This window comes from Microcoleus sp. Z1_B2 (genome assembly GCF_036700325.1).
Taxonomy (GTDB): domain Bacteria; phylum Cyanobacteriota; class Cyanobacteriia; order Cyanobacteriales; family Microcoleaceae; genus Microcoleus.
In genome coordinates this window covers 74,562-96,247 of sequence record NZ_JAUBOQ010000003.1, presented here as the reverse complement: position 1 = coordinate 96,247, position 21,686 = coordinate 74,562, and the positions used below count along the sequence as shown (strand labels likewise).

Sequence of the window (21,686 nt, the reverse complement as noted above, 5' to 3'; positions counted from 1 at the left end):
CATCTTGCCTGTGTGTGGCACAGTATGTGGAACAGGCATCTTGCCTGTGTGTGGAACAGGCATCTTGCCTGTATGTGGAACAGTATGTGGAACAGGCATCTTGCCTGTATGTGGAACAGGCATCTTGCCTGTTAACCTAAAATGCCGCACTGGGGTTAATTAATACCGACCTAATTAATTGACAAAAATATAGGAAAATTTAGATAAGAGTTAAGTTAATTGGGAGAGTAAATCGTGATTATTTGGGTAAACGAGCAAATCGATCCGTCGGGCATTCTTTATTCTTGTATTGCTTGTTGCGATGAGACTCAAGCGAAGGATTGCCACGAATCTTTTGAGAAGAATTTGACGGCCGAGCAAAAACAGCAGGGCTGGGTTGCTACCTTGCGGACTGTTAGTTCTTGGGATGAGGTGCCTGTTAATGCTTTGAAATTGAATTAATGAGTGCAAGTCATCAGCAGCTTTAGTCTCGCCCTGTTTCCGTTCGCTTGAAACGGCAGGAAAACGTGGGCAATCTGTTCGTCCAAGGCAAGATAGCTCGATCGCACATTGGTCAAAATAACAGAAGTTTTGTGAATCTGAAGGCAAAAACCTGCCATCATTTGGCGCGGAGAATCTGAGGATTGTGCCCTGGAAGCTGCGGGAATTTGGGCGGAAATTTTCGGGCTGGCACTGCTGCGAACACGCTAGGACGAAAAAGCGTGCCAGTGCGATCCTTTTCGAGGGCTCCGCTAACGACAATTTGCATTTTTTAAACTGATTTTAGCATTACTATTAATAGATAGAGGCATTTCCAATTGTCTAGTTAAATTTTTATGATTGAAACCTTATTTCACGCTTATACGCCTCTAGTTATCTGGACGGGCTTGGGACTGCTGCTGTTTCGGTACATCCCAGTTAATTTTCCCAAGCTGCTGAGCTACTTTCTTTTCTGGATTGGGATACCGCTGCAAATTCTAGTTTTAGCCCGTCACAGCGAATTTTCGGGTGCTGTGGGATTCACGCCGGCGATCGCCATATTCGTGTTATTTCTGAGTACGAGTTTTGCTTGGCTGACTTGGGTATTATTGCGTAGGCTGAGTGCGGCCCACATCCAAAAGCCCTATTTTCAGGGCAAAAATTCTCTAGTAAATTTATTTTTAGTAAATTTTAATTCCCTGAAGCGATCGAGCGAAGGAAGTTTTATCCTAGCTGCGATGTTAGGGAATACGGGCTTTGTTGGATTAGCAATCACCCCGTCTATCATCAGCACCGATAACAACAACTGGGCTGTCTTGTACAGCGTCACTAACAACGTTATTGGCACTTATTGTTTCGGTGTATTTATTGCTAGCTATTTTGGGAACTCCGAGCAAAAAAATCACTGGTGGACTCAGATCCGGGACGTGCTGACAGTTCCCGCCCTGTGGGCATTTTTAATTGGTTTTTATACTAGAAACATCCCCCTGCCCGAAATAGTGGAATCGGGATTGCAGACTGCTGTTTGGGTGGTAATTGCCAGTGCTTTGCTGCTGGTTGGCATCCGGCTGAGGTCTATTAAGAAATGGGAAAGTTTTGAACTGGCCTTAATCCCGTCGCTGTTAAAAGTGGTAATTGTGCCGGTGCTAATCGGATTGGGTGCTAGTTATTTCGGATTGAGCGGCGATCCGAGGTTCGTGTTGGTGTTGATGTCGGGAACGCCCACAGCTCTTTCCGTGCTGATTTTAGCAGAAGTCTACGAGCTCGATCGCGATTTGTTAGCTAGCAGCATCGCCATCACTTCTGTCGGGTTGCTGTTGATGCTTCCGCTGTGGTTAGCTGGGTTTAGTTAATATTAGCTGGAGTCTACAATCGGCTGGAGCTAAAATTTCGTAGTACAATCAAACATAACTGCACGGAAAAGGCTATGAATGAGACAATAACTGCTACAGGTCTGCCTCCTGCATTCCCCGACCACACGCAATTGCCAGACGAAGACGGTACATTTGTGAAAAATTTTCACGAGCATCCCCAGAGCATCATTCTGGCAGATTGGATGTTTTGGGATTTGCTAGCCGTAATGGAAAGCAAGAGCGCGATTGTACTCCGTTGGCTGTAGTTAGCGACTGTGAGCAATGGGAATCGATCCCGATGCTGAGGATTGATATCAAATTCCCAAAACTCTCTCTGTAGCGCGAGCATCCCGCACCTTACCTTTTACAATCACAAAAAACCAAGCTGATGGAAACTAAACCACCTCTACCGCCCTTTACGTTGGAAACGGCTAAAGCCAAAGTTCAAGCTGCTGAAGATGCCTGGAATACCCGCGATCCCGAACGAGTAGCCTTAGCTTATACGGAAGATTCTCAGTGGCGAAACCGTGCCGAATTCTTCAGCGGACGGGAAGAAATCAAGGCTTTTTTAAGACGAAAATGGGCAAAGGAACTAGATTACCGTTTAAAGAAAGAACTGTGGAGTTTTACAGACAATCGGATTTCTGTTCGCTTCGAGTATGAGTGGCACGATGATTCTGGGTACTGGTATCGGGCCTATGGTAATGAACAGTGGGAATTTGCCGAAAATGGGTTAATGCGAAGACGTGAAGCTAGCATTAATGATGTTCCGATTCAAGAATCTGAACGGAAGTTTCGATAGGAGTTATCTGTGAGTTGTTAGACGCATAAACCTGGTTTTTTAGGAAAATATGCAGGTTGGTAAGCTGTCGCGCATTTAAATTATATATTCAGGGCGGGCGGGACACCCCACAAGACTGTAATTTTTTTTGACAGACAATTTATATCATGTCCAATCGATTGACCGCGATTAAAAGCCGGGGCGGGTTTACAGATTTTCCCGTTTCTATTTAATATATTGGCGAACCCGCCCCTACAGGAATCATGGTTAATTGACCGGACATGATATTAAATGTCGCAACAGCTTAGTAAGGACTTTAGTCATGATTGACTAAACGCCAGAAAGACAAATAAAGTCCTCACTACGAACGAAAGGTTTGCAGTAAGGACTTTAGTCATGATTGAATAAACGCCAGAGAGAGGAGTAAAGCCCTCACTACGAACGAAAGACGCGCAATTGCTCAACTCTCCTCAATCGGTAAGCAAACTCGGAGAAGTCAGCACAAAGACATCCCTGGTTCCCACTCCTTCAGATTCCGGTTTAATCGGTGTAGTAAAGTGGAAAAACTCGTGGTCGTTAACTAACAGCAATTCTCCCGGATGCAGAATTTTATTAAAAACAGGCTTCTCTTTTTTAGCCAAGTACAAATGCGTTTCCCCGCCTACAATATTAGTTCTGTCAACCGAGAAAATCCCGATAAAGTCAGTACCGTCTTGGTGAATGCCTTCCGGTGCGGGGTTGCCGAAATTGTTTGGCGAACAAGTTGTCCTGATTTGATGGATGCCGATTTCAGCTTCGGGGTGAATTTTGCAGGAATCGAAAAAAGCAAAAATCATCTGTTTGAAATTATCGAGGGCGATTAGTCGATCGTCCAATTCGGCAAATTCCCGCCTGATATCACCCACTAGCGGATTGTATGTTTTGCTTTGATACAAATAGCCGTGAGGTAACTTAACTAACTCATTTCCGTTGACCGCAAACCGCGATAATCTTCTCGAACGATACTTACCTTTCACATACGGATCGACAGGCATATCGTCAAAAAAATCCTTGAAACCTTCTAGCTTAATCGAGTTTACTTTTTTGAAAGTAAACATGAAGGCATAATCCAAATGAATGGATTCTAATACGGTTTTCATAGATTTTACTCCCTGAAGCCTTGCTCCCCTCCCTAATTTTGCCTGTAGGAGGTGTATGCTTCTACTCTAGCGCAGGTTTTTTGTATGTGTCGTAAAAGGCACTACAAAAATTGCAAAGATATCGTAAAGCTTGCAAGATGAATCCGGGGGCTGGTTCTTCTTTTAATCCAAAATCCCCAATCTAAAATCCAAAATCCAAAATCTAAAATCGATTGACTGCTTTCACCAGCGACTGACAGGCGCGCAGGAAAACGGCAACATCGACCCCAAGTGCAACGTACTGAACGCCAGCATCAATCCACTGCTGGGCGATTTCGGGGTTTTCGGCAAAAGTACCGGCGGCTTTGCCTGCTTTGCGGATGGTTTGCACTGCCTCCTGCATCATGTCGATGACTCGGGGATCGCGGACTTGGCCGGGAATGCCGATCGACTGTGACAAATCGTAAGGCCCTAGAAAAATCACGTCAACCTCTGGCACAGTAACAATTTCTGCCAGGTTGTCGATGCCACCTTTGCCTTCGACATGAATCACAACTAAGGATTCTTCGTTGAGTTTGTCGGTGATATTTGTACCTGCGGCGGTGTACAGTCCGGCCCGCGTAGCAAAGGAAAGGCCTCGCGTGCCCAGAGGACTGTATTTAGCACTTTTGACAGCGGTTTCGGCATCGATTTTGCCTTCAATTTGAGGTACTTGAACCCCTGCACTGCCGATGTCGAGAGCTCGTTGAATTTGCGGCCCGTCGTTTTTGCTGACGCGAACGATCGGTGCAATTCCACTACAGTCGGCGGCGCGACACAAATCTTCAGCAGCAAGCGGGTGCAGGGGGCCGTGTTCCATGTCGATAACGGCAAAGTCGAATCCAGCGTGACCGCAGATTTCTATGAATGCGGGATAAGGGCAGTTCATAAATAAACCGAGGACTGTTTCGCCTTGTTTAATTTTTTGTTTCAGTTGGTTTTGACGCATGGGTAATCCCGGAAAGTTAATTTTTTTTAGCCGCAGATGAAGCCAGATTGTTTTTAACAATACAGCTAAAATATTGTCGCGGTCGATTACTTTATGTTAACAAAATAGACAAAAATTTTATAGCTGCTTTTGCTTCTATCTTAAAGGGAATCAAGCACAAAAGCCAGCCAAAAAGAAACATTCCTAAAATTGGTAAAAATATGGCTCCCACGGATGGTTCGACTAACCAAGCAAATAAAGAAAACATTCCAATACTGCCCGTTGTCCACAGCCAAAGAATCAGAAATCCTAGAACTATTTTATGTAAATTCATCCTAATTTTTATATAACAACCAAACTTTTGAGTATGTATATCTCCTTCTATAATTGGGATCAATGACTTGCGACCGATGATGATGCGATTGATTTTGAATTTTTTGCCAGAGATTGTTCCTTCATAGGGTTTTGCAGGTGGCGGGCCAAAGGGTAGTGTTACTCTAAAAAGTTTGGGAGGAGTGACAACTTCCTCCAACCGGGACACAACTTCCGAAAAAGTTAAACTGGTAGTAATTGTTAAACTCTCAAACGGAATAAATAACCTAAAAAATTTGACTATTTTGAGCATAATGTTCATCCGGCTGTTCAATAGTTGTTGCTGGTATTAATGCCTCTTATCTAAAAAAGTTTTCCCTGACAACAGCGCGAAATACCAGTATACTGCAAAATAAACATTTAGATGGGATGAGTGTTTTTCGCGCTATGTCAAAATTAATTCCACAATCTCCGATGAAACTTCGACAGTATCTATTTGTGCTCAAAGGTCGATCGATCCTTAGCCTCACCCTCGGCATAATTTCCGCGATAGGGAGCATTTCGCCAGTATTTGCCGAACCTGGGCGTAATCCAGACAATGCAGAAACTTGCGACATTCTAGTAGCAGGCGGCGGGCTCGCAGGCGCTGCTACCGCTTACGAAGGTTTGCTGGCGGGGCGCACAGTTTGCCTCACTGAAATTACTGACTGGGTAGGCGGTCAAATTTCCTCCCAGGGAACTTCCGCACTCGATGAAAGAGATACTCAGCGATCGCTCTTATTTTACCCCCGTGGCTACCTAGAATTGCGGCGGCGGATCGAGCAACATTACGGCCGGCTAAATCCCGGAGGCTGTTGGGTTAGCTATTCGTGTTTCATGCCCTACGACGGTCACAAAATTCTATTTAACATCTTGCAGGATGCCGCTAGAAAAGGCAAAGGCACGCTGAAATGGTTTCCCAATACAGTTATTAAAGAACTAGCAATTACTCCTGCTGTGGCGGGGAATACGGTTGGGGGTCAACAAATTAAAAGTGCGATCGCCATTCAACACAAACCAGCCCCCAACACCCCACCAATCAACACCGAAACTCTTTCTCAGACTATCGAAGATGCCTATCGCTACGAAAATTCTCCGCGATTTAACAAAACTATTATTCAGTTTATTCCTAAAGCATCTGGAACCCCCTCTAACCCCAGAAGCGGAGGGAATTCCACAAGTTCCTCCCCTTCTGGCAGTAGGGGGGGTGCTGATTGGTACGTTGTAGATGCCACCGAAACAGGTGAATTGATCGGACTTGCCGATGTTCCCTACCGCCTCGGAATTGACCCGCGTTCCCCTCTCGAACCTTCCTCAGCCAGCCCCACCGGCGACGCTTACTGCACTCAAGGTTTTACCTACACCTTTGCAATGGAGGCAACGAAGGAACCGCAGCAGCATCAAGTCCCGTCTTTTTATCAACAATACGCTCCTTACTACAGTTACGAATTGCAGAGACTGGCGAGCTTTCCCTTAGTTTTTAGCTACCGCCAAATTAGGAGCATGAGACCGGATCAAAAGCGACCTTCAGACCCGAAGCAATACCCGATTTATCCGGGGGATATTTCGATGCAAAACTGGACTTGGGGCAATGACTATCGTCCCGGCAATTCTCAAGATAATTTAATTTACACTCGCGAGCAGTTGCAAGAGTCCGGTCAACTGCAACCGGGGGGATGGATGGGCGGTTTGCGAACGGAAACTTTGCGAAGAGGAGAGGAAAATGCCAAAGGATTTTTCTACTGGCTGGTAACAGGAACTACTGACTCGCAGCTAGGAGATGGAGTCAAAAAGCCTAATCCAAACAATCGTTTTTTGAGCGGTTTGGATTCGCCGATGGGGACGGTGCACGGACTTTCTAAATATCCTTATATGCGGGAGGGCCGGCGCATTATTGGGCGGCCGAGTTTCAATCAGGCTCAAGGTTTTACGGTGTGGGAAGTTGATATGTCTCGCACTGACTTTACGGCTGATTTTTACCGCCAGAATTTGTCGGAGGAAGAGTATCGGAAGTTGTGGTTAGCTGTGGGTGGTTTGAATGCGCCGGCTTTGGCTGTGGGAAGTCAATCTGTTGAGGATACAAAATCGCGATCGCGCGCTACGATTTATCCTGATTCTGTGGGTATCGGTCATTATGCGATCGACTTTCACCCCTGCATGACTAACAGTCCGCCGGAAGCACCGGGAAATACCGAACGGGAAGGCACTCGCAAAGGTCAAGGGCAAGCTTATCCCTTCCAAATTCCGCTGCGGGCAATGATTCCCCAGAAAATTGACAATATGTTAGTGGCAGGTAAAAGTATTGCTGTTAGCCACACAGCGGCCGCTGCTTATCGAGTGCATTCTTTTGAATGGTCTGCAGGTGTGGCGGCGGGAGTTACGGCTGCTTTTTCCCTAGAAAAGGGGATTCTCCCTTATGAATTAGTGGACGAATTGCCGTCCCGCGAGCCAAACTTGGAAGTGTTGCAGTTGCGGTTGCAACAAAATGCTAATCCGATCGCCTTTCCGGGTACTTCTATTTTCAATAGTTCGTGGCAAAATTGGAAATAATCGCAGTTGGTAATCTGTAGGGCGGACATCCTGCCCCCCCTACAATAAAATTCACTCTTTGTGGAACAGGGTGGAACAGGCTTTCGGGCCTGTTCCTGACACCCCACAATTAATTGCTTACCAAGAAGAGCCTGCTAACCAGTAGAAAATAACCAGTCACAAAATAGCTGATAAACCGCAATTTGTCATCTATCTTTCAATAGAAGCAATCAGACACTGCTTTAGTTGGATAATATCAATAATCTCAAAAATCTTCCCCCCTTCCCCTTCAAACTCGTCAAAGGTAACGGTCATGTCAACTGCACAGATAACAAGCCCCAATTCCAATAATGGTTATGCCAAACAGTTACTTAGAACCTTAGTGGCAGTCAAAAAAGGGGACTTTTCAGTTCGGATGCCCATAGACCAGACCGGTCTAGCGGGGAAAATTGCTGACGAACTTAACGAAATTATCGAACTCAATGAGAGAATGGCGGCCGAACTCGATCGCATCGGCACAGTTGTCGGTAAAGAAGGCAAAATCGCCCAGCGGGCCACCATCGGCAGCGCCGAGGGGTCATGGGCAGCTAGCGTCAACTCTGTCAATACCCTAATTACAGATTTAGTGCAACCAACCTCTGAAACCGCCAGAGTAATTCGCGCCGTAGCAAAAGGAGATTTATCGCAAACCATCGCCCTAGAAATAGAAGACAGACCCCTCAAAGGAGAATTCCTCCAAACAGCGCAAATTGTTAACACAATGGTTGACCAGTTGAGCTCCTTTGCGTCCGAAGTAACGCGGGTAGCTAGGGAAGTGGGAACCGAAGGGAAATTAGGCGTGCAAGCTGAAGTTAAAGGAGTTGCCGGAACCTGGAAAGATTTAACGGATTCAGTTAACTCGATGGCCGGGAATTTAACAGCCCAAGTCCGCAACATTGCTGACGTGACAACCGCTGTGGCAAATGGCGATTTATCCAAAAAAATTACAGTAGATGTTAAAGGGGAAATTCTCGAACTGAAAAACACGATTAACATCATGGTGGATCAGTTGAGTTCCTTCGCATCGGAAGTAACCAGAGTTGCTAGGGAAGTAGGAACAGAAGGGAAATTAGGGGTGCAAGCTGAAGTGCGGGGAGTTGCAGGAACCTGGAAAGATTTAACGGATTCAGTTAACTCAATGGCCGGCAATCTTACCGCACAAGTACGGAACATTGCGGAAGTGACGACGGCTGTGGCAAATGGTGACTTATCTAAAAAAATTACAGTAGATGTTAAAGGTGAAATTCTGGAGTTAAAAAACACGATTAACATCATGGTGGATCAGTTAAATTCCTTCGCATCTGAAGTAACGCGGGTGGCGAGAGAAGTAGGTTCCGAAGGCAAACTCGGCGGTCAAGCAGAAGTTAAAGGAGTTGCCGGAACTTGGAAGGATTTAACGGATAGCGTTAACTTCATGGCAGGCAGTTTGACAGCACAAGTGCGGAACATCGCTGAAGTAACAACCGCTGTGGCAAAGGGCGATTTATCAAAGAAAATTACCGTAGATGTTAAAGGGGAAATTCTCGAACTCAAAAACACCGTCAACACGATGGTTGACCAGTTAAATTCCTTCGCATCTGAAGTAACCAGGGTGGCTAGGGAAGTGGGAACCGAAGGGAAATTAGGCGTACAAGCAGAAGTGCAGGAAGTTGCAGGAACTTGGAAAGATTTAACGGATTCAGTTAACTCAATGGCCGGCAATTTAACAGCACAAGTCCGCAACATTGCTGAGGTGACGACGGCTGTTGCTAACGGTGACTTATCTAAAAAAATTACGGTACAGGTTAAAGGCGAAATTTTAGAACTGAAAAACACCATTAACGTGATGGTGGATCAGCTTAATTCCTTCGCATCTGAAGTAACCAGGGTTGCGAGAGAAGTGGGTTCGGAAGGTAAACTGGGCGGTCAAGCAGATGTCCGAGGCGTAGCAGGAACTTGGAAGGATTTAACGGATTCAGTTAATTTTATGGCGGGTAGTTTGACCGAACAAGTAAGGAATATTGCTGCTGTTACAACGGCTGTGGCAAATGGCGACTTGTCGAAGAAAATTACTGTTGATGTTAAAGGTGAAATTCTGGAGTTAAAAAACACCGTCAACACGATGGTGGATCAATTAAATTCCTTCGCTTCGGAAGTAACCAGGGTTGCTAGGGAAGTGGGAACCGAAGGGAAATTAGGCGTGCAAGCTGAAGTTAAAGGAGTTGCAGGAACCTGGAAAGATTTAACGGATTCAGTTAACTCGATGGCGGGTAATCTTACCGCCCAAGTCCGTAACATTGCGGAAGTGACAACGGCTGTGGCAAATGGCGACTTGTCTAAGAAAATTACAGTAGATGTTAAAGGGGAAATTCTCGAACTGAAAAACACGATTAATATCATGGTGGATCAGTTGAGTTCCTTCGCATCTGAAGTAACGCGGGTGGCGAGAGAAGTAGGAACGGAAGGTAAATTAGGTGTGCAAGCTTATGTGCGGGGTGTAGGGGGAACTTGGAAAGATTTAACTGATAATGTTAACTTGATGGCGGGGAATTTGACGGCACAGGTGCGGAATATTGCGGAAGTGACGAAAGCGGTGGCAAATGGGGATTTGTCTAAGAAAATTACCGTAGATGTAAAAGGGGAAATTCTCGAACTGAAAGACACTATTAACGTGATGGTGGATCAGCTTAATTCCTTCGCTTCTGAGGTGACGCGGGTGGCGCGGGAGGTGGGAACTGAGGGTAAATTGGGCGGTCAAGCTGACGTGAAAGGAGTTGCGGGAACTTGGAAAGATTTAACCGACAATGTAAACTCGATGGCGGGGAATTTAACAGCGCAAGTGCGGGGTATTGCTAAGGTTGTGACGGCGGTGGCGAATGGCGATTTGAAGCGCAAATTAATGCTGGAAGCTAAGGGAGAAATTGCGACTCTGGCAGATACGATTAACGAGATGATTGATACGCTGGCGACGTTTGCCGATCAAGTTACTACAGTGGCGCGGGAAGTGGGAATTGAAGGGAAATTGGGCGGCCAGGCCAAGGTTCCGGGTGCGGCGGGGACGTGGCGAGATTTGACGGATAATGTGAATGAATTGGCGGCGAATTTGACTACTCAACTGCGGGCGATCGCCGAAGTGGCAATTGCTGTTACCAGAGGCGATTTAACGAGGTCAATTTCCGTCGCCACTGAAGGAGAAGTTGCCATTGTTAAGGACAACATTAACCAGATGATCGCCAATCTCCGCGAGACGACGCAGAAGAATACTGAGCAAGATTGGCTGAAAACAAACCTTGCTAAGTTCACTCGAATGCTACAAGGTCAGCGGGATTTAGAAACTGTTTCTAAACTAATTCTCTCAGAATTGACGCCGCTGGTTTCTGCTCAGCATGGCGTATTCTTTATGATGGAAGCTGTGGAACACGATCCGTTTCTCAAACTGTTAAGTACCTACGCATACCGCGAACGCAAACAGTTAGGAAACCGATTCCATTTAGGCGAAGGTTTGGTAGGACAGTGCGCCCTGGAAAAGGAACGAATCCTGTTGACTGAGGTGCCGGAAAATTACGTTAAAATTGGATCGGGACTGGGAGAATCTACGCCGTTGAATGTCGTGGTTTTACCCGTACTATTTGAGGGACAAGTGACGGCAGTAATCGAGTTAGCTTCGTTCCGCCGATTCAGCGAAATACACTTGACATTTCTCGACCAACTTACAGAAAGTATTGCCATTGTCTTAAATACAATTGCGGCGAGTATGCGGACGGAAGAGTTGCTGAAACAGTCGCAGTCTTTGGCAGAAGAGTTGCAAACTCAGCAAAAGGAGCTAACGGAAACTAACAAGCGTCTCGAACAACAAGCGCAGTCGCTCCGCGCATCTGAGGAACTGTTGAAGAGTCAGCAGGAAGAGTTGCAACAAACGAATGAAGAATTAGAAGAACAAGCTGAATTGCTAGCGCTGCAAAATAAGGAAGTTGAGCGGAAAAACCGAGATATCGAACAGGCGAGGGGGTTGTTGGAAGAAAGAGCGGAACAGTTGGCTCTAACTTCTAAGTATAAGTCGGAGTTTCTGGCAAATATGTCTCACGAGTTGCGAACTCCGCTGAATTCGCTGTTGATTCTCGCTCGATTGCTTTCTGACAATACTGAAGGCAATTTGACTCTGAAGCAAGTTGAATACACGCGCACAATTTACTCGGCGGGCACAGATTTGTTAGGGCTGATTAATGACATCTTGGATCTCGCTAAGATTGAATCAGGCACGATGTCAGTGGAAATTGAGCAAGTGTTGTTTACGGACTTGCGAGATCATTTGGATCGAACTTTCCGCCAAATCGCCCAGGATAAGAAGTTGAGTTTTCAATTAGAGCTTGAGGCTGGGTTGCCAAAAGGTCTCTATACTGATGCTAAACGGCTGCAACAAGTTTTGAAGAATCTTCTCTCTAATGCGTTTAAGTTTACAGAACGGGGCGAGGTGAAATTGCGTGTCGAAGTAGCGCGGGCAGGGTGGAATTTAGAAATAGAAAGTTTAACGAGTTCCCCTACTGTTTTGGCTTTCTCGGTTAGCGATACGGGGATTGGGATTTCGGCTGAAAAACACAGGGTTATTTTTGAGGCTTTCCAACAAGCGGATGGTAGCACTAGCCGCAAATACGGGGGCACGGGTTTGGGTTTGTCAATTAGTAGAGAAATCGCTAATCTGTTAGGCGGAGAAATTAAATTGACAAGTCGCCCTGGTGAGGGTAGTAAGTTCACGCTTTATCTGCCGCAAACTTACCAAGAATCGCGAATAATGAAGGATACGGGATCGGGAATGGGCAAGCAAACGGCTCAATTGCCGCCTGCTATTTCTTCCGCAGTTCCTGCGCCGAATTTCCACTTGCCGATCGCCGCTTATCCATCACCTATTATCGCTGATGACCGAGAAAATATTGAGAGTGGCGATCGCGTGCTGTTGATTGTCGAGGATGATGTAAACTTCGCTCGAATTCTGTTGGATATGGCGCAGGAACAGGGTTTTAAAGGTTTGGTGGCTTTGCGGAGCGATATCGGTTTGGCGATGGCGCGAGAGTTCAAGCCAACTGCGATTATGCTGGATCTAAATTTGCCTGTGATGGATGGCTGGACAGTGCTCGATCGCTTGAAGCACGACCCAAGTACGCGCCACATTCCGGTTCACATTGTATCAGTTGAAGAAGGGCGGCAGCGCAGTTTGCAGTTAGGGGCGATCGCCTATTTGCAAAAACCTGTTAGCAGCGAAGCTTTGAGCAAAGCTTTGGCTGATATTAAGGGTTTTGTCGATCGGCGAGTCAAGAATCTGCTAGTCGTGGAAGACGACGAAACGCAGCGTCTGAGCATTGTGGATTTAATCGGCAATCACGATGTTTGTACCACGGCTGTGGGGAGTGGTGCAGAGGCGCTAGCAACTTTAAGATCGGGGCATTTTGACTGCGTTGTACTCGATTTGGGACTGCCAGATATGACTGGTTTTGAACTGATCGAGCAAATCAAGCAAGATGCAATTTTAAAAAGTCTGCCGATTATTATTTATACGGGCAAAGAGTTGACGAAAGCCGAAGAAACTCAACTCAAGCGCATGGCGGAAACAATCATTGTTAAAGATGTGCGATCGCCAGAACGTTTGTTAGATGAAACAGCTTTGTTTTTGCACCGAGTCCAAGCAAATTTGCCGGAACCAAAGCGCCAAATGCTAGAGCAATTGTATCAAACAGATTCGACGCTGGCGGGCAAAACAGTCTTGATTGTTGACGATGATATGCGGAATATTTTCGCCCTCACAAGTATGCTGGAGCGCCATAAAATGGAAGTTGTGTATGCTGAGAATGGCAGAGAGGGCATTGCTAAATTGCAAAATACGCCTGAGATAAATATTGTGTTGATGGACGTGATGATGCCAGAGATGGACGGTTACGAAACCATGCAAGCAATTCGTAATATGCCTCAATTTGCTTCCTTGCCAATGATTGCTCTTACTGCGAAAGCTATGAAGGGCGATCGGGAAAAATGTATCGAAGCTGGTGCGTCTGACTACATTACCAAACCTGTGGATACGGAACAGTTGCTCTCGCTGCTGCGTGTCTGGCTTTATCGATAGTCATTAGTCATTAGTCATTAGTCATTAGTAAGCAGTGAACAGTTGTAGGGTGCGTCGCTACCAACCATCCCAAACAAAAATCGACCATCGATGAGCGACGCACCTTACAGTTGACCTGTGACATTAACCAATTCCCAAGTCCCAATGCCCAATTCCCAATAACTAATTAAAAATGCCCGAAAGCCATGAACTTGAAACAATCGAAATTCAACTCCTACTAGAGGGAATGTTTCGCTATTACGGATTTGATTTTCGCAATTATGCTCTTGCCTCTCTCAAGCGCCGTATTAGGAACACTATTCGCTCGGAACGGCTCACCACTGTCTCTGCACTTCAGGAAAAGGTACTTCACAATCCTGCTTACCTAGATCGTTTACTGCTGGATATTTCTGTCAATGTAACGGCGATGTTTCGCGATCCCAGCTTTTACATTAGTTTCAGAAATAAAGTGGTGCCGCTGCTGCGTACTTATCCTTTTATTCGCATTTGGCACGCTGGATGTTCAACGGGCGAAGAAGTCTATTCTATGGCAATATTGCTGCAAGAAGAAGGACTTTATGACCGTTGTCGGATTTACGCTACGGACATGAATGAATTAGTTTTGAAAAAAGCCAAAACAGGGATATTCCCGCTGAAACAAATGCAAGAATATACGCAACTATACCACCAAGCGGGGGGCAAGAAAGCGTTTTCTGAGTATTACACTGCTGCCTATGAAAATGCGATTTTTCGCTCTTCACTTAAAGATAATATTGTCTTTGCTCACCACAACCTAGCAACGGATAATTCTTTTAATGAATTTAACGTTATTTTGTGCCGTAATGTGCTGATTTATTTCAATTCACACCTCCAAGAGCGGGTACACAAGCTTTTTTATGAGAGCCTGGGAATGTTTGGAGTTTTAGGACTAGGACATCAGGAGTCTCTGACTTTTACACCTTATGAAAAATACTATGAACCAATTGAAAGTAGTGAGAAACTCTACCGAAGAATTAAATAAGAAAAATTTTGAAATAGTGGTTGTGGGCACGTCTTTGGGAGGGCTAGAGGCTCTGACTGTGCTGCTGGCAGATTTGCCAAAAAGCTTTCCTTTGCCTGTAGTTATTGTCCAACACCGCCATAAGAGTTCTCAGAATAGGCTGACAGATTTTTTACAACAGCACAGCTCTCTCCCAATCACAGAGGCCCAAGACAAAGAGCCGATCGCACCTGGACGAGTTTACTTGGCTCCTGCTGACTATCACTTGCTAATAGAATCGCCCTGTGAGGAGGAGTTTAGCCTGTATGAAAACAACTTGACAGAATGGGGGAGCGTGGCAGTGGAGTCAATCCATAATTCAAAATCCCCAATTCCCAATCGCGTTTCTCCTACATTTGCACTATCAACTGAGGCTCCTGTCTGCTATGCGCGGCCCTCAATCGATGTGCTGTTTGAGTCTGCTGCGGATGCCTTTGGGGAGAAAGTTATCGGCATAATTTTAACGGGAGCTAATTCGGATGGTAGTAAAGGGCTGGCAAAAATTAAAGCTGAGGGAGGATTGACATTCGTGGAGGAACCGGCTTCAGCTCTATGCCCAACCATGCCAGCATCGGCGATCGCAAATGTTGAAGTAGACTGGATTTTACCCCTCTCTAAAATTGCTCCCTGTTTAGTCAATTTGCTAAGAATTAAAGATTAAAAAAATTATGAATCAGCAGTCGCCCCATCGAGTAAATGTCCTTTTAGTTGACGATCGCCCAGAAAATTTGATAGCTCTAGAAGCTATCCTCAACAGCCCCTCTTATCATCTAGTACAAGCTAATTCGGGCGCGGAGGCTCTGAGATGTCTGCTTAATGAAGATTTTGCGGTAATTTTGCTTGATGTGCAGATGCCGGGAATGGATGGATTTGAGACAGCAACATTGATTCGCTCTAGAGATCGATCGCGATCGACTCCGATTATTTTTATCACAGCATTCAGCAGTAATGACACCCACGTGTTTAAAGGTTATTCTCTGGGTGCGGTGGATTACCTGTTCAAACCCTTGGAACCGGAAATATTGACCTCGAAGGTGGGGGTATTTGTGGAATTGTTCCAGAAAACAGTGGAGGTGAAACAGCAAGCAACACAGTTAGCTGCTGTTAATAGTGAACTAAGTAAAAGTGAAGAGCGGTTTCGCACTTTGTGTGCTTGTTCGCCGCTGGGAATTTACTTAGCTGACGTTGAAGGGCGCTGTACATACATTAATCCCCGTTGTCAAGCAATTTGCGGGTTAACACTGGAGGAAAGTTTAGCAGATATTTGGCAGCGGGAAGTTCATGAAGAAGATCGCGATCGCGTAGTAGCACATTGGTTAGCTTGGATTAAAGAAGGCAAGGAATATTCTAACGAGTTTCGATTAGCTGGTAGCGAAACTGTGCGTTGGATTAATGTGCAGTCGTCGCCAATGTTTTCGGATTTGGGAAAACTGATCGGTCATGTGGGTACGGTTAGAGATGTCACAGACCGCAAGCAAGCAGAGGAAGAACGCGGCCGACTAATCCGCGAACAAGTGGCGCGGCAAGAAGCGGAGAGAGCTAACCAGATGAAGGATGAATTTTTAGCTATTCTCTCTCACGAACTCCGTACTCCTTTAAATGCAATTCTCGGCTGGTCTAGGCTGCTTCGTACCAAAACATTTGACCAAGACACTATAGAGAAAGCCCTAGAAACAATAGAGCGCAATGCTAAATCTCAATCTCAACTCATCGAAGATATTTTAGATGTTTCGCGGATTCTGCGGGGGAAACTAAATTTAAATAAGCATCCGATTCGGTTGGAATCTGCGATCAAGCTGGCAATAGATTCTTTGCAGCCGCTGACTGAGGAAAAATCAATAGTCATAGAATTAACGTGCAGTCCCAATGTAGGTGAAGTTATCGGCGATTTCGATCGCTTGCAGCAAATTGTGTGGAATTTGCTGTCAAATGCGATTAAGTTTAGTCCGCAAGAGGGTAAAGTACAGGTGCGCTTAGAGTCGGTTGGAGATGAGGCTCAAATTCAGATAATTGATAGCGGCATTGGTATCGCTCCTGATTTTTTGCCTTATGTTTTCGATCGCTTCCGCCAAGCTGATAGCAGCACAACTAGGTCTTACGGGGGTTTGGGACTGGGATTGGCGATCGTCCGTCACTTGGTGGAACAGCACGGCGGTAAGGTGCAAGCAGAGAATAATCCGGGCGAGGGTGCGAAATTTACGGTGGCTTTACCTGTGGCACAGAGGAACGCCGTCGCTGCTGACGATGATTGGTCGGAGCTCAATGACAGGACAGAGACCCTTCCTACTCTAACTAATTTGCAATTGCTGGTGGTGGATGATGACGATGATACGCGGGAGTTTTTGATTGCTTTACTCGAGGACGAAGGAGCTATGGTGCGATCGGCGGCATCGGTGGCAGGGGCTCTAGCTGCACTGGAGAGTTATTGGCCGGATCTACTGCTGAGCGACATTGGAATGCCGGAAGCAGACGGCTATGAGTTGATCGCGCGCGTGAGAGAAATGGAAGTGATCAGGGGTGGAAAGATGCCTGCGATCGCCCTGACGGCCTACGCGAGAGAGGAAGAGCGCCAGCAAGCGCTGGAAGCGGGTTTCCAGATGCACTTATCTAAACCAGTTGACATAAATAAGTTAATTGCCGCAATTGCTAACCTCACAGGGATGCTCGGAAATCCCGATCCAACTCACATCTTGCACCATGCTCAATAACAGGCTTTTCGGCCTGTTCCACAAAGAGTAAATTTTCTTGTGGGGAGTAGGGGTTGGGCAGGAGAGCCCGTCCCTGAAGGCTGATTGACAATAGTGTTCTTCGGTGATTTCCAACGGACTCGGCGGTTAAAACCGCTTTGTTGACCCAAAGCATCTAGGATACCCGCCACGTGATTCATCCGTCCAGAAATAAAAAACCTGTATCCGATGAAACTTGCCGAACGTATTTATTCGTGGGCTCTATGCTTCAATCTAAAATCTAAAATCTAAAATCGATTGACCCCCAATCCCGTGCCGATTAGTGAGAAAAATATTAAGCTAGCTTAAAGGACACGCGATCGACAGTTCGGAACAAGACACCCGTTTTTCCACAAAAAACTGGATATTTGCCGTTTTTTTGCTTCAACCTGCCGTCAAAGTACAAAATTACTCGCCAATCAATTCATGAATATTTTTAGCAGTCTGCTTTCTAGCCCAACTCAAGCACCCCAAGTCAAAAAACAGCGTCGAGGCATTGAAATTAAGTCGGAACGCGAAATCGAAATTATGCGGCAGGCCGCGAAAATCGTTGCAACGGTACTCAAAGAAATTTCCCAAATGGTGAAACCGGGAATGACTACTGCTGATTTGGATGCTTATGCCGAAAAACGCATCCGTGCTATGGGGGCAACTCCGAGTTTTAAAGGCTATCACGGTTTTCCCGGATCGATTTGCTCTAGCATTAATAACGAAGTTGTTCACGGCATCCCCAGTCCCAAAAAGGTAATTCGGGCCGGAGATGTTCTTAAGGTAGATACGGGGGCATATTATCAAGGTTTTCACGGCGATTCTTGCATTACGATCGCAGTTGTGGAAGTGACTCCCGAATCGGCAAAATTAATCCGAGTCGCAGAAGAAGCTCTCTACAAAGGCATCGAACAAGTGAAGGCGGGAGCCTATTTGCTCGATCTGGCTGGTGCGATCGAAGATCATGTCAAAAGCAACGGTTTTAACATCGTTGAGGAGTTTACGGGCCACGGTGTCGGGCGAAATTTGCACGAGGAACCGTCGGTTTTCAATTTCCGCACGCGGGAAATGCCGAATGTGAAATTGCGAGCGGGCATGACATTGGCGATCGAACCGATTCTGAATGCCGGTTCTAAGTACACTCGGACGCTTTCTGACAAGTGGACGGCTGTAACCGTTGACAATGCTATGTCGGCTCAGTTTGAGCATACTGTGTTGGTAACAGAAACTGGCTATGAAATTTTGACCGATCGTTCCAAAGTTTAAGTGGAAGGGTTCAACAATAATTTTGAGTTTTGAGTTTCGAGTTTTGAATTAAAGATTTAAGAACTTTTTAATCGTTAGATCAAAACCTAACTCAAAACTCTTGAGTTGGACAACAAGTTTTTAACTTCCTTCGAGGGATGGAGTGACAATAAGAGTTAAATGCGGCTAAATTAAAAAATAGTGGTAAAGCGTAAGGGTAACAACTATGTCAGCACGATTATTATTGGTAGATGATGAACCGGGCTTGCGGGAAGCAGTACAAGCTTATTTGGAAGATAGCGATTTTGCGGTTGAGGTTGCCAGTAATGCTCGCGATGGGTGGGAACTCTTGCAGCAGACTAATCCAGATTTGGTGATTTCAGACATTATGATGCCCCAGGTGGACGGTTATCAATTTCTCAAGCAAGTGCGGGAAGATCCTCGCTATAAGGCTTTGCCGGTGGTGTTTTTGACGGCTAAGGGGATGACGAGCGATCGTATTCAAGGCTATCAAGCAGGCTGCGATGCTTATCTTTCTAAGCCCTTCGATCCCGACGAATTAGTAGCAATAGTAACCAATTTGCTAGCCCGCCGCGCGGCTGCTAAGGAGACAAGCGAAAATCCTGAAAGTCCAGATATTGCTGCTTTGACAAGCCAAATGGCGAGAATTGAGTCTTTGCTGAGTGGGCGGAGTTCGATCGCCCAAAGTCCTTCGCCGATTAAAATTGATTTGACTCCGCGAGAACAAAGTGTTTTGGATTTGGTTGCTCAAGGTTTGATGAATAAGGAAATTGCCCGCCGCTTGGAAACTAGCGTGCGTAATGTGGAAAAGTACGTCAGCCGTTTGTTTAGCAAGACGGGTACTAACAGCCGTACTGAGTTGGTTCGCTTCGCCCTCGAACACGGCTTGACGAAATAGGAGTCCTCTCGACTTGGCTGGAGGCTGTGGCTTGCCGAGCTGCGTTACCAGGCTCTTCCTGGTAACGAGAATTATGCAAAAAATTAGAAATGTTAAGATTTGACACTCCCCAGCCTAAAGGCGTGGGGATTCTTAATTCATCGACTGACCTTTAAGCACCATGTCCTTGCGGCAGTCCTTAAACCTTTCAACCGTACAATAGTACAAATTGACGAGTCTAATTCACTGTTACCCCAGAGGGTCTATCTCCAAAAGCGTACTAGGATACAAGCAAGCGAGTTTGGGTATGCCCTACCCTACTTAACAAATCAAGAAATTGTTTGTTGTTACTGGTTTAAGGATGCGTTGATCCTTTAGCTGTTTTAAGAGTTTTCGCCGCTCTGCGTCCCCCGGTTTATACCTAAAAGTGTGTCTTAACTGTTTCACGATGGTAAAGGAGTTTAACCTTGACTATTTTAGTATACTACAAATACCAGCAATTCCTGATTTTTAGGAAGGGATTTAAGAAATTAAAGCCGCCCTAGAAGGACGGGTTTTAAACCCAATTTCCTGATAAGTATTGACAGGTATCCGGCGGCTGTGGTATGTCACATCAGCTTGCTGGTGGCAGCGCGGGTGTGCGAAAACGGGTGTGCCAAAACTGGTGTGCCAAAACTGGTGTGCGATTCCCTACGGGATAGCTACGCACGCGCGTACTTCTCACCCACTTTGCTTTGAGTCTGAGATAAACACTCGCAAACACCGGGGAATTACTTAGCGGGAAAACCTGACTGTTTAAGAGTTTTCACGTAGTAAATAGAAAAGCAAACACTTGACCGGATATGCTCCGTTAAGCAAACTTGCCACGAAAAGTCACAGATAAGGTTATATCCTGTGGAAAAACAAGCCACTATTAATTACAGTTCTGGACGCACTCCTACAAAGAAACCGGGTTTTTTACCTAATTTACGGTGTGTAACAAAGTATTTCGTAAAAAAAAACCGTTTCTGGGCCCCCAGGCTAAAATTTTACACCCTAGTTCAAGCTCTCAGATTCATCTGTGGAGTAAATCTAAAATCTAAAATCTAAAATCGACTGACAGCGAAGGAAAGTAGCCGCAGATGTTGAATGTATAGTAGTACCAAAGTTTAGTTTATATCAGGAGGATACCATGAGGAAAATCACGGCGCGACAAACAATAAGTGCCATAGTAGCACTGCCGATCGTACTAATAGCCAATACAACTCAAGCTTTAGCGACTGATACCGCTCAAAAAATAGAGCCCATTAAGAAAGTTTCGGATTTTGGCGATGAGCTAGATTTTGATATTGGGCCACCAACAACCATCAGCATTGAAGAAAGCGAGGATTGGGATGAACCTGATTTTACAGCTACTTTAGATATGGAGATTAGTAAATTTATGACAAAAAATCTTCAAGCTGTATTTGATGAGCCGCCGCCGATAGTTTATCTCAGTGCTGCAAGGGGTCAGTCAAGCAAGGAATGCCGGATTTCAGCGATATGCGAATAACTGAATCGGATTTGTGCGATTTTGGCGATGGCTGGGACTCCCGCAAACAAAGACTCATTTGCTGGGTAGAATTTGAGCAATTATCAAGATTTCAGTAAACTCCGGTTGATTTTGCTGGGAATATGCGAATAACAGAGTATGTATTTTTTTGGGTATGCTTTAATTGCGATCGGCTAAAATAATAAGTATGCAGGCTGAAAAAAACTTAACTAATTGATAGTTAGTCCGTAGGGTGCGGATCTGCTTCATATTTGATAAAGATTGCAGATTGACGGGTGTATCCGCACCTTACTCGCGTCTCTCTTCTTGTGTGTACCACATATACATGGAATATGCTGTAAGTATGCAGGCTGAAATAAACTTAACTAATTGATAGTTCCCAGTGATAGGAAATCGCCAAAAAGGGCAGAAATAAAATTAATCATGTGATTGTTCGCTGTGATTGGCAAACGTAAAAACGGGTAAAAGTAAACTTAGTTAGAGCAACCGCCCAAAAGGTGAGGACGTTCTTAATTGCAGTTCCCCCCTGCGGTCTATTCTTTCCATCCGTTACATCCGTTACATCCGTTACATCCGTTACATCCGTTAAATAA

General features: G+C 45.5%; 15 protein-coding genes and 1 pseudogene. 12 read left to right on the top strand and 4 right to left on the bottom strand.

Going from position 1 to position 21,686, the window contains the following annotated elements; translation table 11 throughout:
- Window positions 1-234: 234 nt before the first annotated feature.
- Complete coding sequence (locus QT984_RS02300; RefSeq protein ID WP_333038077.1) at window positions 235-441, top strand: glycogen debranching protein; 207 nt, start codon at window positions 235-237, stop codon at window positions 439-441.
- Here the strand turns inward: QT984_RS02300 and QT984_RS02295 are convergent.
- Window positions 438-602: a hypothetical protein gene (locus tag QT984_RS02295; RefSeq protein WP_333233364.1), complete on the bottom strand. Its 165-nt coding sequence runs from the start codon at window positions 600-602 to the stop codon at window positions 438-440. The two genes, QT984_RS02300 and QT984_RS02295, sit on opposite strands and share 4 nt — an antisense overlap.
- A 213-nt stretch (window positions 603-815) precedes the next feature.
- Here QT984_RS02295 and QT984_RS02290 point away from each other — a divergent pair, with 213 nt between their 5' ends.
- From QT984_RS02290 to QT984_RS02280, 3 genes and pseudogenes are all read left to right on the top strand, one after another.
- On the top strand, window positions 816-1,811 hold the full coding sequence (locus QT984_RS02290) for an AEC family transporter (protein ID WP_333052562.1): 996 nt from the start codon (window positions 816-818) through the stop codon (window positions 1,809-1,811).
- Window positions 1,812-1,885: 74 nt separating this feature from the next.
- Window positions 1,886-2,011, top strand: a pseudogene (locus QT984_RS02285) (Uma2 family endonuclease); the annotation flags it as partial.
- Window positions 2,012-2,199: 188 nt separating this feature from the next.
- Window positions 2,200-2,613, top strand: coding sequence for a nuclear transport factor 2 family protein (locus QT984_RS02280; RefSeq protein WP_190657739.1), 414 nt, complete (start codon window positions 2,200-2,202; stop codon window positions 2,611-2,613).
- Between the two features lie 449 nt (window positions 2,614-3,062).
- On the opposite strand, the gene QT984_RS02275 is transcribed toward QT984_RS02280, so the two are convergent.
- From QT984_RS02275 to QT984_RS02265, 3 genes are all read right to left on the bottom strand, one after another.
- Window positions 3,063-3,731, bottom strand: coding sequence for a 2OG-Fe dioxygenase family protein (locus QT984_RS02275; protein WP_333259679.1), 669 nt, complete (start codon window positions 3,729-3,731; stop codon window positions 3,063-3,065).
- Between the two features lie 202 nt (window positions 3,732-3,933).
- Window positions 3,934-4,698, bottom strand: a complete 765-nt coding sequence (locus QT984_RS02270) for an aldolase/citrate lyase family protein (protein WP_333052567.1) — start codon at window positions 4,696-4,698, stop codon at window positions 3,934-3,936.
- A 91-nt stretch (window positions 4,699-4,789) separates the two neighbouring features.
- Window positions 4,790-5,302 (bottom strand): hypothetical protein, encoded by a 513-nt coding sequence (locus QT984_RS02265; RefSeq protein WP_333373046.1) that lies wholly within the window; start codon window positions 5,300-5,302, stop codon window positions 4,790-4,792.
- Window positions 5,303-5,463: 161 nt separating this feature from the next.
- Here QT984_RS02265 and QT984_RS02260 point away from each other — a divergent pair, with 161 nt between their 5' ends.
- The 8 genes from QT984_RS02260 to QT984_RS02225 all read left to right on the top strand — a co-directional run bounded on the left by QT984_RS02260 (window position 5,464) and on the right by QT984_RS02225 (window position 21,093).
- A complete protein-coding gene (locus tag QT984_RS02260; RefSeq protein ID WP_333373042.1) occupies window positions 5,464-7,578 on the top strand; it encodes an FAD-dependent oxidoreductase in 2,115 nt (704 codons plus the stop codon).
- Window positions 7,579-7,870: 292 nt separating this feature from the next.
- Window positions 7,871-13,687, top strand: coding sequence for a HAMP domain-containing protein (locus tag QT984_RS02255; RefSeq protein ID WP_333373039.1), 5,817 nt, complete (start codon window positions 7,871-7,873; stop codon window positions 13,685-13,687).
- Between the two features lie 172 nt (window positions 13,688-13,859).
- On the top strand, window positions 13,860-14,687 hold the full coding sequence (locus tag QT984_RS02250) for a protein-glutamate O-methyltransferase CheR (RefSeq protein ID WP_333373036.1): 828 nt from the start codon (window positions 13,860-13,862) through the stop codon (window positions 14,685-14,687).
- Window positions 14,641-15,366 (top strand): chemotaxis protein CheB, encoded by a 726-nt coding sequence (locus QT984_RS02245; protein ID WP_333373034.1) that lies wholly within the window; start codon window positions 14,641-14,643, stop codon window positions 15,364-15,366. Before QT984_RS02250 ends, QT984_RS02245 begins: the two co-directional genes overlap by 47 nt.
- A gap of 7 nt (window positions 15,367-15,373) precedes the next feature.
- Window positions 15,374-17,413 (top strand): response regulator, encoded by a 2,040-nt coding sequence (locus QT984_RS02240; RefSeq protein WP_333373031.1) that lies wholly within the window; start codon window positions 15,374-15,376, stop codon window positions 17,411-17,413.
- Between the two features lie 444 nt (window positions 17,414-17,857).
- Window positions 17,858-18,685: a type I methionyl aminopeptidase gene (map, locus tag QT984_RS02235; protein ID WP_333052584.1), complete on the top strand. Its 828-nt coding sequence runs from the start codon at window positions 17,858-17,860 to the stop codon at window positions 18,683-18,685.
- 205 nt (window positions 18,686-18,890) lie between these two features.
- The gene (locus tag QT984_RS02230; protein ID WP_333052586.1) at window positions 18,891-19,583 is read left to right on the top strand and encodes a response regulator transcription factor; all 693 of its coding nucleotides are present in this window, start codon (window positions 18,891-18,893) and stop codon (window positions 19,581-19,583) included.
- Window positions 19,584-20,733: 1,150 nt separating this feature from the next.
- Window positions 20,734-21,093 (top strand): hypothetical protein, encoded by a 360-nt coding sequence (locus tag QT984_RS02225; RefSeq protein ID WP_333052588.1) that lies wholly within the window; start codon window positions 20,734-20,736, stop codon window positions 21,091-21,093.
- The last annotated feature ends 593 nt before the right edge of the window (window positions 21,094-21,686 follow it).